At 30.2% G+C, this 17,467-nt stretch carries 15 protein-coding genes; 2 read left to right on the top strand and 13 right to left on the bottom strand.

Annotated features, from left to right (window positions below):
* Positions 1 to 55 precede the first annotated feature (55 nt).
* The 6 genes from CLVI_RS07875 to ppk1 form a co-directional block, all read right to left on the bottom strand.
* Entirely contained in the window at positions 56 to 853 is a 798-nt protein-coding gene (locus CLVI_RS07875; protein ID WP_106059578.1) for a hypothetical protein, read from the bottom strand.
* Positions 846 to 1,406 (bottom strand): hypothetical protein, encoded by a 561-nt coding sequence (locus tag CLVI_RS07870; RefSeq protein ID WP_106059577.1) that lies wholly within the window; start codon positions 1,404 to 1,406, stop codon positions 846 to 848. The genes CLVI_RS07875 and CLVI_RS07870 overlap by 8 nt, the downstream gene beginning before the upstream one ends.
* Before the next feature lie 208 nt (positions 1,407 to 1,614).
* A complete protein-coding gene (locus CLVI_RS07865; protein ID WP_106059576.1) occupies positions 1,615 to 2,745 on the bottom strand; it encodes a GGDEF domain-containing protein in 1,131 nt (376 codons plus the stop codon).
* Between the two features lie 170 nt (positions 2,746 to 2,915).
* Complete coding sequence (locus tag CLVI_RS07860) at positions 2,916 to 3,305, bottom strand: bacteriohemerythrin (protein ID WP_106059575.1); 390 nt, start codon at positions 3,303 to 3,305, stop codon at positions 2,916 to 2,918.
* Between the two features lie 252 nt (positions 3,306 to 3,557).
* Positions 3,558 to 3,878 carry a hypothetical protein gene (locus CLVI_RS07855; RefSeq protein WP_106059574.1) on the bottom strand — a complete coding sequence of 107 codons (321 nt, stop codon included), beginning with the start codon at positions 3,876 to 3,878 and terminating at the stop codon, positions 3,558 to 3,560.
* A 149-nt stretch (positions 3,879 to 4,027) separates the two neighbouring features.
* Positions 4,028 to 6,070 (bottom strand): polyphosphate kinase 1, encoded by a 2,043-nt coding sequence (gene ppk1 / locus CLVI_RS07850; RefSeq protein WP_106059573.1) that lies wholly within the window; start codon positions 6,068 to 6,070, stop codon positions 4,028 to 4,030.
* Positions 6,071 to 6,218: 148 nt separating this feature from the next.
* Here ppk1 and ppx point away from each other — a divergent pair, with 148 nt between their 5' ends.
* On the top strand, positions 6,219 to 7,706 hold the full coding sequence (gene ppx, locus CLVI_RS07845; protein ID WP_106059572.1) for an exopolyphosphatase: 1,488 nt from the start codon (positions 6,219 to 6,221) through the stop codon (positions 7,704 to 7,706).
* A gap of 22 nt (positions 7,707 to 7,728) precedes the next feature.
* On the top strand, positions 7,729 to 8,304 hold the full coding sequence (locus tag CLVI_RS07840) for an HD domain-containing protein (protein ID WP_106059571.1): 576 nt from the start codon (positions 7,729 to 7,731) through the stop codon (positions 8,302 to 8,304).
* A gap of 51 nt (positions 8,305 to 8,355) precedes the next feature.
* On the opposite strand, the gene aspS is transcribed toward CLVI_RS07840, so the two are convergent.
* The 7 genes from aspS to CLVI_RS07805 form a co-directional block, all read right to left on the bottom strand.
* On the bottom strand, positions 8,356 to 10,143 hold the full coding sequence (gene aspS, locus CLVI_RS07835) for an aspartate--tRNA ligase (protein ID WP_106059570.1): 1,788 nt from the start codon (positions 10,141 to 10,143) through the stop codon (positions 8,356 to 8,358).
* Positions 10,144 to 10,160: 17 nt separating this feature from the next.
* On the bottom strand, positions 10,161 to 11,411 hold the full coding sequence (hisS, locus tag CLVI_RS07830; RefSeq protein ID WP_106059569.1) for a histidine--tRNA ligase: 1,251 nt from the start codon (positions 11,409 to 11,411) through the stop codon (positions 10,161 to 10,163).
* An 11-nt stretch (positions 11,412 to 11,422) separates the two neighbouring features.
* A complete protein-coding gene (locus CLVI_RS07825; RefSeq protein WP_106059568.1) occupies positions 11,423 to 12,853 on the bottom strand; it encodes a coproporphyrinogen III oxidase in 1,431 nt (476 codons plus the stop codon).
* A gap of 8 nt (positions 12,854 to 12,861) precedes the next feature.
* Positions 12,862 to 13,461: an MBL fold metallo-hydrolase gene (locus tag CLVI_RS07820; protein WP_106059567.1), complete on the bottom strand. Its 600-nt coding sequence runs from the start codon at positions 13,459 to 13,461 to the stop codon at positions 12,862 to 12,864.
* A 26-nt stretch (positions 13,462 to 13,487) separates the two neighbouring features.
* Positions 13,488 to 15,680 (bottom strand): RelA/SpoT family protein, encoded by a 2,193-nt coding sequence (locus CLVI_RS07815; RefSeq protein WP_106059566.1) that lies wholly within the window; start codon positions 15,678 to 15,680, stop codon positions 13,488 to 13,490.
* Positions 15,681 to 15,852: 172 nt separating this feature from the next.
* On the bottom strand, positions 15,853 to 16,371 hold the full coding sequence (locus tag CLVI_RS07810) for an adenine phosphoribosyltransferase (RefSeq protein WP_106059565.1): 519 nt from the start codon (positions 16,369 to 16,371) through the stop codon (positions 15,853 to 15,855).
* Positions 16,372 to 16,405: 34 nt separating this feature from the next.
* Positions 16,406 to 17,263 carry a DHH family phosphoesterase gene (locus CLVI_RS07805; RefSeq protein WP_106059564.1) on the bottom strand — a complete coding sequence of 286 codons (858 nt, stop codon included), beginning with the start codon at positions 17,261 to 17,263 and terminating at the stop codon, positions 16,406 to 16,408.
* Positions 17,264 to 17,467: the final 204 nt, after the last annotated feature.

Raw genomic sequence — 17,467 nt, 5'->3', positions numbered from 1 at the left:
ATTCGCAATTTTATACAATGAATTCATTGTAATAACCTTCACTTGTGTTAATTCATTAATAATCACTTATAGAAGTATTAACATCTATAGTAACATTTACTAGACGGCCAATTTTACTGCCATTTATATAAACTCTGCTTTTGTCAAAAGCTAGACTTCCCTCATAGGTTTGTGAATTACTAATTGAATTATAGGCAGCTTGTACAGAACTTTTTACACTATCACCATTTATTGAAGGATTATATATTTTAAGGATATCAGTTACTGTGGAATCTACAATTATTCCTCCAGTTGCTTTTAACTCTTGCAATTCTATTTTCAAAGTACTAGTCTGATACTTCTGATCTTCTGGGTCATACTCATGTGAAGTAGTAACTTTTAAGATGGACGACTGATTTGAATTTATGGCATCCCAGTTTTTACCTACAGTTATATAATAATTACTTGCTTTTTCATTATCTGTCATTGTCCATTCTTCATTAAGTAATTCTGATATCATGTCATCTCTTGAGTACTCAGCATCAAGTTCTATTTGAGTAAATGCCATTGGTTTAATATCCGAGCTTTCTGGTGTAATTACTTTAGGTTCTTCATATGAATACCCACTCATTGTTGCTATTTTGCCTATTATAAGCAACAAAATAAAGGGTATTACTACTATGTAGATGAACCCATTGCGTATTTTCTTTAATATGCTTGTCTTCTTTTTCTCCTTACATATAAAAGCTCTTTTTTCTGAATTCATATGCTCCGCTGCATTTTGCGGAGTATTTCTAACTATAATAAAATCCGCTGTCTCATATCCAGATATTCTTCCTTTAATCTTTGATTTTACACCTTTCCCTCTAGCCACGCATACTCACCTCACTATTTTCAAATACTTTTATAGCGAAATTAAAATCTTCAATATCCTTAATTTCACTAAATGTATCACCACCGATTTCCGAATAATAATATGATATATACTTTTTCTTGCCTAAGCTTAATACCACGAAAAACTCCTTATATTCTATATCTTCAATTATAGCTAATACCTTATAGGTTGCTGAGCTTCTTAATTTATTACTTTTTAATTGAAATGTCTTATCTGAAAAATGGTATACTGTTGCTATTTTATTATCACACTGAGATACCATTCCGCCAGGTTCACACCTATTACAGCCTTCTGCACTACACTCTTTATCGCAATTAAAGCATTTACATTTTTGACAATTGCTTAGTTGTGCCAATATTTCCTTATTATTTTTAAAATTTATTTTATCCTTGTTCTCAGAGCATTCTTTAACAATGTTTAAATACCGTATGTACTTTCTTCTATTTAAAGTTTCCTTGCTTACAAAGCCATTTAATGATTCCATTGCAAATATTATATCGGAGTACAGCTTTTTAGTATTAAAATCATTCATATTGCCACCACCTATCTGCTTATATTTTTTTACTTTATATTGAACAAATATATATTTAATCTTGTAATTATTTAAATCGAACCAGGCTAAAGCAGTCCAATTATAGTATAATTCATATTTTTCTAATATTCTACAAAAAGCTATTATTCTTACAATAAAAATTCCCCCAGATTAATCTCTGGAGGAAGTTTAAATACACTATTAATTTTTATATCTTACTCTTTTTATTTTGTTTTTGCTCATACATGGATTTATCCGCACATTCTAAAAGTTGACATATATTTTTCACAGGTTTTGTATAACATGATCTGCCATAACTAAAACTAAGTCTATAGGGTTTTTCTCCTCTATTATTATAGTCCTCAAAATTTTGTACTAAACTTTCTATATAAGCTGTAACATTTTCTGTTGGTTGATTTTCTATTATAATTAGGAACTCATCTCCACCTAGACGTATTAGTTTTTTTTGTCTTAGTTGAAAACTCTCACGGAGTAAATAAGCAAATACCTTAATTGCTTCATCTCCTTCACAATGACCATATCTGTCGTTAATAGCCTTGAAATCGTCTATATCTATATAAACTATATTAAGTTTCTTAAGCTTTTTTTGAGATATATTTTGAGAATAATGATCATAGGCTAAACGATTTTGTAATCCCGTCAAAGTATCCCGATATGCCTGATCATTGAGTATAAATATATAAGAAATAACTATAATTATTGCTGCACTATTCCAAGCTGTTAAATAAATAGAATATCTTAACTGAATACTAGTAAATATTGCAGGTACAATGTACAATAAACTTAATGTACAAAATTCCGAATAAGTAAGCTTTTCGCGATGCTTATATATAATATATAAGTTATATGAAAAAAATATATAGGTTACACAGGGCGTAATAAAAAACAATGGTCCTCTTTCGTATAAATTCTGACTAGTTACATGAAAAACTCCATTTTTATTGTAACTTATCAATGCTGCTACTCCATTAATAATTAATGGAATTAGAAGTATCTTGTTTACTACTAATTTCTCTTTCTGATACCTATTAATCCATTCCTTATTAAATATAGATCCTATAAATAGAATAACTGGCGCCATCATAAACCCAATTATATTGACTAGTTTATGTAATACCACAAACTGCTTTAAATCTTCATTATTTAACAGTATACTAACTGTTTCTAACAGCAAAGAAAAGCATACTAATCCCATAATACAAATAATCAATTTATTTGTAACTTTTTTTCTATTTATATTAAAATAAGCATGTATAAGTAAAATGCTTAATAAAATTGATAAAACAATATTTATTTGAGTTTGTAATAATACTATCATTTTTACTATACTCCATTTCAATACTATAATGTATTATATTATAGTACATCAAATTTAGTTATAGACTTGCTACGAATTTTACAATATCTAGTTTAAAAATCTACTTAGAACTTAAAATAGTGTCTATGTAATTAAAGAACCCTGTTTTACCAAAGTTCTTTTAAAATTAATTATTTTCCTATAAGCATGTCCTTTTCTAATATATGCTCTACTAGCCAATCATTTAAGAATTGTAATATTTTCATTATAGCTTCATCTTGATTCTGATCTATTTTCGTTAAATCTACATCCTTCAACTCTTTAACAAAGGCCATATGCTCAATTTTTTGTGTGAACATCCTTTTATAACCTATGCTCTCCATATATTCTTCTTCTGTCTTAAAGTGAAATTCGGTATAATCTCTTAGTTCATCTACTAAATGTACAATCTTATCATATTTGTCTACTGTAAAATCATTTTTTAATAACTGGTAAGTGCTCTCTGCTAACTCAAAAAGTTTTTTATGCTGCTCATCAATAATCTTTATTCCTGTTTTATATTCATCTTTCATTTCATACATAACTTTATCCCTCCTATAAATATGCCTCATTATGGTATATTGTTCATATTTAATATATTACAGAAAAATGTAATAAAGTCAATATATTTTAAAAGTCAACTTAATCATCAAATCATAATACTATATGTATATTGTGCTATTCATTAGCTTGTCTTTAATTTTACTTGCTGTAAAATAGTATTATTAAAAGGTAGTTTTAAAAAAAACAAACTACCTTTTTATCTATACTTCTATATTCTAAGCTTTTATCTCTTATTCATCCTTTGGGGTTTCGCTATCATCATGTGCTAATATCTCCTTTAATAAAGGATTTTGTACTAATTTCTCTTCTACAAGTCTTTCTAGTTCCTTATTTTCTTCAATTTTCTTACTTAAGCTTGAAGATACTATAACCCCTTCTTTATCCTCTAGGTTGATTTCTCTTTTAGCTTCTTCATACTTTTCTTTGAAACTTGAGCCATCATCATGCTTTTTTAAATCTGTTTTAATAAATGAAATTTTATTAGTCTTACTTATTTTTCTTCTTTCTATTTCTAGTTCCCTTGCAACTGAAAATCTAATCCTCTCGTACATAGTAGTTCCCCCCCCTTTTTTTATGAATTCATAAATTATATGCTTAATTATCGAAGATATTTATCATATCTTAAGCTATATAGTATAAAAAAGAAGCCTGTCTTTATTCAACAGACTTCTTGCAATTTCGCGTCTACTAATATTGTTAATTAATCTTTATTGTATTTTTCCGATATATCAAACAACATATCTTGGGCACTTACTCTTTCTCCATTTATATCTGCCCGTACATAAGAACCATTTGGGAGTAAAACTCTTCCCTTAACATTATCTCTCATATAAACATCTAAGATATCCTTAAGTTCTTCTTTAATATTATTATCTTCTACCTGTGTCATAGTCTCTACTCTTTTATCTAAATTCCTATACATCCAGTCAGCACTTGAAATGTAGAATTCCTCATTTCCTTTATTATAGAAATAGTGTATTCTACTATGTTCTAAATACCTTCCTACAATGCTTATAACTCTAATATTTTCACTAAGCCCTAGCTCTCCTGGCACTAAACAACATATCCCTCTAACAATTAAGTCAATTTTCACGCCTTCCTTGGATGCCATATATAATGAAGTAATTAACTTTCTATCAACTAGTGAATTCATCTTTGCAATTATTCTCGCCTGTTTACCTCTTTTTGCGTTTTCAGTTTCCCTATCTATTAAAAATTCTAGTTTATTTCTAAGGTTCATTGGAGCTATTGTTATTTTACTCATTTTTTCAGGTTTAAAATAACCTGATAGCATATTAAATATGGTAGTTGCATCTTCTCCATATTCAGGTCTTGCTGTTAATATTCCAATGTCAGTATAAAATCTTGCCGTAACATCATTATAGTTACCACTTCCTAAATGTACATACCTTTTTATACCATTTCTTTCTTTCCGAACAATAAGTAAAATTTTACTATGAATCTTAAGTCCTATAACTCCATATATAACATGACAGCCTGCTTTTTCAAGTTCCCTTGCCCAAAATATATTATTTTTTTCATCGAATCTTGCTTTTAGTTCTACTAGTACAGTTACTTGTTTTCCATTCTCAGCGGCTTTTGCTAAAGCTGATATTATAGGAGAATGTCCACTTACTCTATATAATGCTTGTTTTATTGCAAGCACCTTAGGATCAATTGCTGCTTGTTCCACCAATTTAACAATTGAAGAAAAGCTTTCAAAAGGATGATGAAGAAATATATCTCTTTTACTTATAGCTTGAAACATATCTTCATTATCCAATTCTTTTATACTTATAGATTTTTTCTTCTCAAACCTTAAAGAATCAAATCCATTAATTCCATATAAATTATTCAAAAAAGTTAAATCAATAGGTCCAGTGATTAAGAAAATTTGCTCCTCATCTATTTCAAATTCTTTCTTCAATCTTTTTACTACCCTTAAATCATTGGAATCTTCTATCTCAAGCCTTACTGACATTCCCCATTTTCTTTGTTTAAGAGACGCTTCTATAGTTTCTAGTAGATCCTCCGCTCCTTCTTCATCTAAAGTTAAATCTGCATTTTTTGTTATTCTATAAAAAATACTTGATAGAATTTTAAATCCAAATAATTCATCTAGATTACTCTTTATAACTTCCTCTAGCAAAATAAAGTTTTCTCCCTCTCCTCCAGGAATAGCTACCAATCTGTCTAAAACTGATGGCACTTGAATTGTACCTAATATCTCTTCTCCACGGAGTCCTTCTAAAATTATTCCAATATTCAAAGTTTTACTATGTAAAAGTGGAAAAGGTCTTCCTGAATCTATTACCATAGGAGTTAATACTAGATAAATCACTTTTTTATAATACTCCTTAACAAATTTCAATTGCTCTTCATTTAACATATCATATGTAAATATCCTTATGTTTCTAGCTCCTAGATGATCGTATAAATGATTATATGTACTATATTGATCTCCCACCATTACCCTTACTTTTTCAAATATTTTTTTAATTTGGTCTTTAGGCGTTAATCCCGAAAAATCTTTTTTCCCAAATCCTGCATTTATCTGATCATAAATAGTTCCTACTCTAACCATAAAAAACTCGTCTAAATTAGATGTGGATATAGATAAAAACTTAAGCCGCTCTAAAAGAGGATTACTATTATCCTTAGCCTCATCAATTACTCTTTGATTAAATTCTAGCCAACTTAGCTCTCTATTAAAATAATTATCATTGATCATTATTTCATTCATATCTTTAGTTTTTCACTTCCTTTTGTCTTCTTTATATATTATTGACAATATTTTACTTTTACATTCTACTATGGTACTGTATTATTAATTATACATCATATTTTATGTGTAGATGTAAAATTCATGTTAAAAGGATTGGAGGATTTTTATGAATAATATTGCTATTATAGATATTGGTTCAAACTCAATGAGAGTAGTTATATATGAATTATCTAACAATAATTCATTTAAAATAATTGATGAAGAAAAAAGAATGGTTAGACTCGGAGAATATATAGATAAAGATGATTATTTATCTGAAGAGGGAATAAACAAATTAATTATATCCCTTGAATTTTTTAAAGTTATTTGCAGAAATAATGATGTAGAAGAATACATAGTTGTCGCAACTGAAGCCATTAGACGTTCTAAAAATCAAAAAGCAATCTTAGATCTAGTGAAAGAAAAACTTGGTTTAGATATTAGAATTTTATCAGGCGAAGAAGAATCCATATATGGTTATATGGCTGTTAAATGCACAATTGATTTTGATAACGCTTTGCTTATTGACATCGGAGGATCTAGTATGGAAATTTCACTAATTAAAGATGGAAATCCAGAAAATGTTATTTCACTACCTTATGGATCCATCCCTTTAACAAAAAAATTCCCTTTTAAATCAGCTGCGACTAATGAAGAAAAGCTAGAATTAAAAGAATTTTTATATAAACAATTTGATAAATTACCTTGGCTTAAAAAGGGAATGCATCTTCCTGTAATTGGAATTGGCGGTGCATCCCGTGCAATAGGTAAAATTCAAAAAAAATCTATTGATTATCCCTTTGATGTATTGCATAATTATTCTCTTTCTAAGGATGATGTTGAAGATGTATTTGAAAAAGTCACATCTTTAAACTTATCCGACAAATATAAGGTTAAAGGGTTGCCTCGTGAAAGAGCTGATATTTTTACCGCTCCACTTGGGGCTATAAATAGTCTCATGAGCTATTGTAAATCAAAAGACTTCATAATAAGTCAATACGGTTTACGTGAAGGGGTAATCTACGAAAGAGTTCTTGGAAGAGATATTAAGAATCTTGATATTTTAGATTATTCTATTAAAAGAATAATTACTAATCAAGGTTTAAATAAAGAACATTCAGATAAAATATGGAGATTATGTACTCTTTTATCAAATAAATTAGAACTTACTAATTGGGAAGAAAAATTATTAAAAGCAGCTTCAAAACTACATGATATAGGAGTAAATGTATCAATTAAACACAACTACAAACATTCCTTTTATATGATATTAAATTCGGAAATCTGTGGATTAACTCACATTGAAATTTTAATGGTTTCCTATATTATAGGACTTAGTGGAAAGCTTGACATGAAATTATCCTCTGACTACAAATCTTTAATATCTAAGGATAACTTCTTAATATGCAAAAAGCTCTCTCTACTGTTAGTTATAAGCAATAACTTAGATAGATATTTTTATGATAATCTCAAAGATATTGAGATTTCAAATGATTCTAATAGTCTAACAATTATGCTGCCCTCCTCGTCAGTTAAATATATTGAGGATTACAGCGGTAGTGATGTAAAAACTAACTTCAAAAAATCCTTTGACAAGGACTTTATAATCACATAAATTAATGGAGGTTTAAATTTAATTGAGTTATCTAGATACTTCTAAGGTTTTAGCCTTAAGTAAAAATTTTTCTGAAGAAAAAGTGTTATCTCATGAAATCAGAGTAAGTTATTTTGCTAATCTACTTTTTGATTCTTTAATTAACAATAAAGAACTAGATGATATAGATAAAGAACTTTTAATTTCTTCTGCCCTTTTACATGATATAGGAAAATCAAAGGATAAAAGACTTCACAATAGAAGTTCTATGGATATCATTATGGATGATTTAAGCTTTAAGGAAACTTTAAAGGGTCTTCAGGAACCTATCGCTATAATTGCATATTCCCATAGACGAGAACTGCATGGGGACTTGTACTTTTTTAACAAGGACATTTCATCAAGATTGCTTATTATTATTTCATTACTTAGATTAGCTGATGTATTAGACTTTTATAAAGATCCTAATTATAAAATAAATAAAATAACCTCAGGTTCACATAATATTATTATTAAGACAAATATCCCTTATTCTTTTAGCTTTGAGAAAAGCTTAAATAATAAAAAACTTCTATTCGAAGAAAGATTTAGAAAATCTCTTAAAATTACTTTTAAATAAAACAAAAAGCTATTTCCCAATAATTTTGGGAAATAGCTTTTTTGTTATGGCTTATTTATCTTCTTTTACCTTTATGTTAATTCCAAGTTCTTCAAGCTGCTTTTCATCAGCAATATTTGGAGCTTCACTTAAATAGCAATAAGCATTTTGATTTTTAGGGAAGGCAATAACATCCCTAATATTATCAGTTCCGGCTATAAACATAATAATTCTATCTAGTCCAAAGGCTAATCCGCCATGAGGTGGTGGCCCGAACTTAAATGCTTCTAGTAAGAATCCAAATCTTGCCCAAGCCTCTTCTTCTGTAAAACCAAGAGCTTTAAACATTCTTTGCTGTAATTCCATATCATGAATTCTAATAGATCCTCCACCTAATTCTTCTCCATTTAAAACTAAATCATAAGCTTTAGATCTAACTTTACCTGGATCTGTTTCTATCATATCTAAATCTTCATCCATTGGTGCTGTGAACGGATGATGACATGCTGTATATCTCTCTTCTTCTTCACTGTATTCAAATAATGGGAATTCAGTAATCCAGCAGAAATTAAATTCACTTTTATCCTTTATTAATTCAAACTTCTTGGCAAGGTCCATTCTCAAAGCACCTAAGCTTTGGAATACAACTGAATTCTTATCTGCAACAATAAGTATTAAGTCACCAGTTTCAGCGCTCATTTTAGATATGATACTAGTCATATCATCTTCACTTAAAAATTTAGCTATTGGTGATTTTATTCCCTCTTCTTTAAGTTGAATATAAGCTAATCCCTTAGCTTTATAAGTTTTAACAAACTCACCTAATCTATCTATATCTTTTCTTCCCATAGAAGCTCCACCCTTTAAGCAAAGAGCTCTAACTGAGCCTCCATTTTCAAGTGCTCCCTTAAATACTACAAAGTCTATATCTTTTACTTCTTCACTTAAATCAGTAATTTCCATACCAAACCTTATATCAGGTTTATCTGAGCCATATTTCTCCATAGCATCTTTGAAAGTCATTCTAGCTATTGGAAGCTTTACTTCATGTCCAAGTACTTCTCTGAATATAGTAGATATTAATCTTTCATTTACCTCAATAACATCCTCTTCTTCAACAAAACTCATTTCTAAGTCGATTTGAGTAAACTCAGGTTGTCTATTTGCTCTTAAATCTTCATCTCTAAAACATTTAGCAATTTGATAGTATTTATCAAAACCTGATATCATTAATAATTGCTTAAATATTTGTGGTGATTGAGGCAGTGCATAAAACATTCCTGGATAGTTTCTTGAAGGAACTAAATAATCTCTTGCACCTTCTGGAGTTGATTTTGTAAGTATTGGTGTCTCAATATCTAAAAATCCATTATTATCTAAGAAATCTCTTGCTACCTTAGTAACTTTATTTCTTAAAATAAATATTTTTTGCATATCTGGTCTTCTTAAATCAAGATATCTATTTTTCAATCTTACTTGTTCTGAAGCATCCAATCCTTCTTTTATGTATATTGGAGGCGTTTGTGATTCTGAAAGAATTTTTATCATGTCACACTTTAACTCTACCATACCAGTAGGCATTTTATCATTTGTGGCTTCACGTTTTACAACTTCACCAGTTACAGCTATGCAGTATTCTGGCTTAACAGTATTAGCTTTTTCAAAAGCATCTTTATTTATCTCTTCACCAAAAACTAATTGCATTATTCCTTCTCTATCTCTTAAATCGATAAAATCAAGCCCACCTAATTTCCTATTTCTTTGAACCCATCCCATAAGGGTGATTTTTTTACCAATATCACTCTCTCTTGGCTCCCCACAGTACATACTTCTCTTTAGTCCACCTAAGGCTTCTCCCATTGTAATGTCACTCCTTCTTATTTAACTATTTCAATTATCTTTTCTATATCTAAAAGAGATCCTGAAAATATCTCTCCATCCCTCATTCGCTTAAGTTTAATCTGCTTATTTTCAAGTTCATCATCGCCTAAAATAGTAGTAAATCTTGCACCTATCTTGTTAGCATACTTCATTTCCGCCTTAAGGCTTCTTCCCATATGATTTATTTCTACCTTAGTTCCTTTGCTTCTCAACTCATTTGCAAATTTGAAAGATGCTTTATAAGCCGCATCTCCCATGGAACCAATGTAAAGAGCAATTTCAGCCTCCTTTGGTATTTCAAAACCTTCGTTCTCAAGGGTCATTATCATTCTTTCTATTCCCATACCAAATCCTATAGCTGGCATATTAGGGCCACCAAGTTCTTCAATCATCTTATCATATCTTCCTCCACCGCAAACAGTGAAGTCATCATTTAATATTTCAAATATAGTTTTAGTGTAATAATCTAATCCACGAACAATACCTGGATCTATTGCATAAGGAATTTCTAGTATATCTAAGTATTCTTTAACTTTTTCGAAATGAGTTTCACATTCTTCACAAACATAATCAATAATTTGTGGAGCATTCTTTGTTATTTCTTTGCACTTTCTTTCCTTACAATCAAGAATTCTCATAGGATTCTTTTCAAATCTCTCCTTGCATGTTGGACAAAGATTATCATAGTTTTCTTGTAAAAACTTTTTAAGGGCCTCATTATAGTTAGGTCTACAATTTGGGCACCCTAAATTATTTATATTTAGACTTAAGCTCTTAAGTCCTAATTTCTTTAAAACTTCCATGGCAAAAGCAATAACCTCACCATCTATTGAAGGTTCCTTTGATCCGAACATCTCGATTCCACATTGGTGAAATTGTCTAAGTCTTCCCTTTTGAACATTTTCATATCTAAAACATGGTGTTACATAAAAAAGCTTTGTAGGTTGAGCTTCACTAAATAATCTATTCTCTATAAATGCTCTAACAGCTGGAGCTGTCCCCTCTGGCTTTAATGTAAGACTTCTATTTCCTTTGTCATTAAAAGTATACATTTCCTTTTGTACTATATCTGTTGTGTCTCCAACTCCCCTTAAAAATAATTCTGTATATTCAAAAATTGGAGTCCTCATTTCTCTCATAGCATAAGTATTTGCAACAGCTTTAAATGTATTTTCAACATAGTTCCACTTATAATCATCTTGAGGTAACATGTCCTTAGTGCCCTTAGGTCTTTTTATTTCTTCCATCTTAAACCTCCTTATTTATATAAGGTATCAAGTAATTTTTTCTTACCCACTACCATCTCTTCAATTCTTTTTATATATTCTCTAACATCTTTAACATTTCCAAAACGTTCTATTCTATTCTCTTCTAAGAATACAACCTTTGTAATAGCATCTGCCCCAATTGCAATAATGGTCTGCTTATCTTCTATCATTTGAATATTATAAAGACATTCTTTCCCCTTTTTAGTAAAACCTATATTTTCCATATCTCCCACCATGTTTTTTTGTCTGTACATATAATACGGTGTTAATCCTAACTCCTTTGAAAGTTTCTTGCTTTCTTCATACATTTCCATGATTTCATCTTGATTCTTTAATCCTAAGCCCTTCTTTAAAAGAAAGTTTTCATGCATTATAGAACCTCTCTTTACAGATAATCCATGAACAGTTAAGCTATCAGGACAAAGTTTCTTAATCTCTTCAGTAGTATGTTTAGATTCCTCTATGCCTTCTCCAGGAAGCCCTATTATCATATCCATATTAATATCATCAAAGCCCAATTCTCTAGCTATCTTGAATTTTTCTATTATATCCTGTGAACTATGATTTCTACCTATACGTTTCAATGTATCATCATTCATAGTTTGAGGATTAATGCTAATTCTAGTTACATCATATTTTTTCATAGACTCTAGCTTTTTTACTGTTATAGAATCTGGCCTACCAGACTCTACAGTAAATTCCTTAAGATCCCTATTCACTACAAATGATTTATAAATCTTATTCATAAGCTTTTCAAATTCCACATCATTTATTGAGGTCGGGGTTCCCCCTCCAAAATATACAGTTTCAATTTTAAGCTTTTTATCATCAATATACTTTCTAATTTCATCTATTTCATAATTCAGTTTTTCCAGGTACTCCTGCACAATCTTTTTATTCCCAGCTATAGGATTAGATGCAAAGGAGCAATAAAGGCATCTGGTAGGACAAAATGCCATACCAATATATATTCCGATAGTTTTTTCATCCTTATTTACAAGTTTATCCTCAAATTCTGCAACATCTATGCAAAGCTGTGCTTTTTCTGGGGAAGTAAAATGTTTTTCATAGAAAACTTCTTTAACCTCATCCTTTGATTTACCTTCTCTTAATAACTTTAAGGCAATTTTAGACGGTCGTATTCCTATTAATGTTCCCCAAGGATAATTTTGCCCAGTAAGTTCTTTAAGAGCTTTAAATATCACCTTTTTCACTGTCTCTTTTATCTTCTCATCCTCTGCTTTTTCATCTTCTCTGTGACAATCTTTATAGTCAAAAACAGCCTTATCTGAAAATATCTCTACATGATAATCTCCCTCTACCTCTGAAAATTTAATTTCTTGTAAAGGGAAATATATATTAAAGATATGATATACGTCGTATCTATATTTAAAGTCATTTAACCTTATATTTACTTCCATTTTTTCTCCTATTCTAAAAAGGGATTATTCTCCTTCTCAAACGCTATTGTAGAACTTGGTCCATGTCCTGGATAAACCTGTACATTGTCACCAAGAGGTAATAGCTTAGTCTTAATACTGTTTATTATTTCTTTAAAATCTCCACCTAGAAAATCTGTTCTTCCAATTGATCCTTGGAATAAGGTGTCACCTGTAAAGCACTTATCATCTATTAAAAAGCATACTCCGCCTTTTGTATGACCTGGTGTATAGAATACTTTTATAGTTTTATTTCCAAAAGCTAATAAATCTCCTTCTTGAAGATATCCATCTGCCTTTCTAATAGATCCATAAACAGAATCATCCTTTTCCATTAATTCCTCATCAATTTTATTAATGTAAAAAGGAACCTTATATTTATCAGCTAAGTACTCTACTGCTCCTACATGGTCAAAATGCCCATGGGTAAGTAATATATATTTAACTTTAGCACCCATATCATCTATTATCTTTTCAAGCTTTGGACCGTCTCCACCTGGATCTAAGACAACAGCTTCTTTGTTTTCTTTATCCATTATAATATAGCAGTTTGCGTCATACATTCCTGCCATAACAGCTTTTATTATCATAAAAAGACCCCCTTATTAAAATCTATTTAGCTATTCATTCTATATACGTCCATAGCTCCATCAAGTTTCTTTATCTTTTTCATTAACTCCTTAAGTTGTTCTACTGAATCTATTTTAACTTTTATAGAAATAATAGCTTCATTACCCTTTGATGAATTTGCATTTAGTGAGTTTAGATAAAGGTTAGCATCTGTAATTACCCTAGTTATATCTAAAAGTATTCCTTTTCTGTCCTCAGCCTTAACTCTAATTTCTGCAATATAGGATGCTCCCTTAGCAGTTCCCCAAGAAACTTCTACAACCTTATCTCCCTCATATTCAACAAGTGATTTCAAGTTACTACAATCTATCCTATGGACTGAAACTCCTCTTCCTCTAGTTATATAACCCATTATTCCATCTCCAGGAACTGGATTACAACATTTTGCAAATCTGACCATTAAATTACTTTCACCCTTAACAGTAATTCCATATTTACTAGTATCTGTATTGACTCTTTCACTTTTTGCAATTTGTTCTTCGATTAATTTATTTTCAGCCTCAGGAGAGTTTTTTTCTTTTTCTATTACATTTTCTTCTTTAAGTCTTACAACAATTCCTGATGCAGACACTAAACCAAGCCCTATGCTGGCATAAATATCCTCTACATTATGTATATTATATCTCTTTTGTATTTTTTCATAAGCATCGCCTTTAGCAATTTCGGACCAAAGAACAGACTGCTTCTTTAATTCTTTTTCTAATAATTCTTTACCTCTATTAACATTTTCTTCTTTTTTAGCTTTTTTAAACCAAGCTCTTATTTTACTCTTCGCTTGATTACTTGTTGCAATACTAAGCCAATTCATACTTGGTCCTTTAATCGCCGCAGATGTCATTATTTCAACAATATCTCCAGTTTTAAGCTTATAATCTAATGGCACAATTTTACCATTGGCTTTAGCTCCTGCACATCTATTACCTACATCAGTATGAATTCTATAAGCGAAATCTATAGGGGTAGCTCCATTTGATAAATTTATTACAATTCCTTTTGGAGTGAAAACAAATATTTCATCAGAAAAAAGGTCTATTTTAAACCCTTCCATGAATTCCTCTGCATCAGATGTTTCCTTTTGCCACTCCAACATATCTCTAAGCCAGACAAGCTTTTGTTCAAACGTCTTTTCCTTATTATCATCAGTTGACTCGTCACCTTCTTTATATTTCCAATGAGCTGCTATACCATATTCAGCAGTTTTATGCATATCAAAGGTCCTTATCTGAATTTCAAAGGTTTTGCCTTCAGAGCCTATAACAGTTGTATGAAGCGACTGATACATATTAGGCTTAGGCATAGCAATATAGTCCTTAAACCGTCCTGGAATAGGTTTGTATATTGTATGAATAATCCCAAGGACTCCATAGCAATCCTTAACTGAATTTACCAGAACTCTTATAGCTGTTAAATCGAATATTTGTTCTAAGCTCTTACTTTTGCTTACCATTTTCCTATAAATGCTATAAAAATGTTTTGGTCTTCCATCTATATCTGAATCTATGCCTGAATCATCCAGATTATTTTGTATTTCTCCAATAATTTTCGTAGTATAAGCCTCTCTCTCTCCTCTTTTCTCTGCTATATCACGAACTAATTCGTAATATTCTTCCTCATGCAAATATCTAAAAGCTAAATCCTCAAGTTCCCATTTAATTTTGGACATACCAAGTCTATGAGCAAGAGGAGCATAAATATCAAGGGTTTCTTTAGCTTTTAACTTTTGCTTTTCCTTTGGCATAAATTTTAAAGTTCTCATATTATGTAATCTGTCTGCAAGTTTAATTATTATTACTCTTATGTCCTTAGCCATAGCAAGCAACATTTTTCTTACATTATCTGATTGTTGTTCTTCCTTAGTCTTATACTCGATTTGACCAAGTTTAGTAACGCCATCTACTAAAGCAGCTATTTCAGCATTGAAAATTTCAGCCATTTCCTTGAAGCTACAGTTAGTATCCTCTAGAACGTCATGAAGTAATCCAGCTACAATACTGCTTGTATCCATACCAAGTTCAGCTAATATTTCTGCTACATCCACAGGATGAATTATATACGGCTCTCCAGATTCGCGTCTTTGAGACTTATGAGCATCATCCGCAAAGTAATAGGCCTTCTTCACCATATCTATATCAACATTTATGCAGTTATCTTCAATTTTTTTAAGCAAGGTATCAATCATAAAGAAAATCTCTCCTAAATATATATTTATAAAATCAAAGGCTGGTTAATCAACCAGCCGACATATAGTTTATTATATATTATTATATGAACTTTTTCAACATTTACCCCCTGTAGATACTATCTAAAATGCAAAAAAAGAAGGCTACTATAATAAGTAGCCTTTCCACAAATTAAAATTCATATTTAACAAGAGATAAAACATCAAATCTTTCTAAATTTTCTCTACCATTTAATCCTGTAAGTTCAATTACAAAATCCATAGAAGCAACTTCTCCGCCTACACTTTCTATAAGCTGAGCAACAGCATTTATAGTTCCACCTGTAGCTAGTAAATCATCAACTACTGCGACTCTTTGTCCTTTTTTTATAGCATCTTTATGAATCTCTAAAGTATCTGTACCATATTCTAATCCATATTCTACTCCAACTATCTCTCTAGGAAGTTTTCCTTTTTTTCTTATAGGTACAAATCCTATTCCCAAAGCGTAAGCAACTGGAACACCAAAAATAAATCCTCTAGCTTCAGGTCCTACTATTAAATCAATTTTTTTATCCCTTAAGTATTCTACTATTGTATCAATAGTAAATTTTAAAGCTTCCCCATCCCCTATTAATGTTGTTATGTCTTTAAAACTAATCCCTTCTTTAGGAAAGTTTTCAACCACTTTGATTTTATTCTTTAAATCCATAATACCCCTCCAACATAAATATATTACTCTGCAACTAACTTTTAGGTTTTTTAAATTTATGTAAATATTTCGCTATTTGTTTAGCTCTATCTTTGTCTCCAGTAGTTAACAATTCAAGTGCTATACGCGCGTTATTAACAACACCCACCGTGCTTACCGTTGGTGTAATAAGGTCTATGATATCTATAATATCATCATCATTTAATTCTACTATCTCGTCTAATTTCATTATTGCCTTTAATCCATTATTATTTGTATTAACTAAAAACTTCTTTCCAGCTTTAAGTATAACTCCATTTTCGCCCCTTAGAGTTACTTTTGCCCACCGTCCACCAATTAATATTAAATCAACATATTTATTAATATTCTTTACATTATAATATATTGCAATAGCCTGCATTAATTTAAAAGTTAACGCACTTAATGACAAGTTCTTATACTTGTACTTGCACCCCTTTTGCCTCGGATTTATATAAATATAATTTCTTTCTCTAACTGTCCTTTTATTTTCTAAAACAATTAAATCTACGTTTAACTCCTCGCAAAGCTTTACTTCATCTTGCGATTTTAAATCTACACCTAACGTTATTAGCAAATCCGCTCCAAGAAAATCGATGGTTTCCTTTATATCTGTATTATTTACTGATTTACGATTTTCTCCCCCTTCATGTATAAGATATTCAACATCTGCATTTAAATACCTTAATATCAAGCTTAATGATGCAACAGAACATATTCCATCAACTGTGGAGCTTCCATAAATAACAATTTTCTTTCTATTGTTTATTGCGTAGACTAGCTTTTCAATAGCTTCATTCATATATCTAAGTAAAAAGGGATTATATCCAGTTATGTAATTTGGACAATAAATACTCTCCCAAAATTTGCGCATGCATAATCCTCCATAAATAAGAAAACAACTATATTATAATTTATATTTACTATAATAGCAAACCCTTTTATAACAAAGATTGAGTCAAGTAAAAGTGGGCAACTATTTTATTATCCATTATTTTACAGTATATATTTATAACTTCCCTTAAGCATTTTTACTCTTAATTGTAACTAATATCTCCAAATCCTTTTAATCCACATA

This window comes from Clostridium vincentii (genome assembly GCF_002995745.1).
Taxonomy (GTDB): domain Bacteria; phylum Bacillota; class Clostridia; order Clostridiales; family Clostridiaceae; genus Clostridium; species Clostridium vincentii.
Note: the sequence above shows the minus strand (reverse complement) of the source record. Positions and strands in the feature narration are given on the sequence as shown.

Coding starts and splice junctions, on each gene's coding strand:
- ppx (WP_106059572.1), top strand. CDS start 6,219: ATGAATAATATTGCTATTATAGATATTGGTTCAAACTCAATGAGAGTA.
- CLVI_RS07825 (WP_106059568.1), bottom strand. CDS start 12,853: ATGGAAGTAAATATAAGGTTAAATGACTTTAAATATAGATACGACGTA.
- CLVI_RS07870 (WP_106059577.1), bottom strand. CDS start 1,406: ATGAATGATTTTAATACTAAAAAGCTGTACTCCGATATAATATTTGCA.
- CLVI_RS07855 (WP_106059574.1), bottom strand. CDS start 3,878: ATGTACGAGAGGATTAGATTTTCAGTTGCAAGGGAACTAGAAATAGAA.
- CLVI_RS07860 (WP_106059575.1), bottom strand. CDS start 3,305: ATGTATGAAATGAAAGATGAATATAAAACAGGAATAAAGATTATTGAT.
- CLVI_RS07810 (WP_106059565.1), bottom strand. CDS start 16,371: ATGGATTTAAAGAATAAAATCAAAGTGGTTGAAAACTTTCCTAAAGAA.
- hisS (WP_106059569.1), bottom strand. CDS start 11,411: ATGGAAGAAATAAAAAGACCTAAGGGCACTAAGGACATGTTACCTCAA.
- ppk1 (WP_106059573.1), bottom strand. CDS start 6,070: ATGAATGAAATAATGATCAATGATAATTATTTTAATAGAGAGCTAAGT.
- CLVI_RS07815 (WP_106059566.1), bottom strand. CDS start 15,680: ATGATTGATACCTTGCTTAAAAAAATTGAAGATAACTGCATAAATGTT.
- CLVI_RS07865 (WP_106059576.1), bottom strand. CDS start 2,745: ATGATAGTATTATTACAAACTCAAATAAATATTGTTTTATCAATTTTA.
- CLVI_RS07805 (WP_106059564.1), bottom strand. CDS start 17,263: ATGCGCAAATTTTGGGAGAGTATTTATTGTCCAAATTACATAACTGGA.
- aspS (WP_106059570.1), bottom strand. CDS start 10,143: ATGGGAGAAGCCTTAGGTGGACTAAAGAGAAGTATGTACTGTGGGGAG.
- CLVI_RS07820 (WP_106059567.1), bottom strand. CDS start 13,461: ATGATAATAAAAGCTGTTATGGCAGGAATGTATGACGCAAACTGCTAT.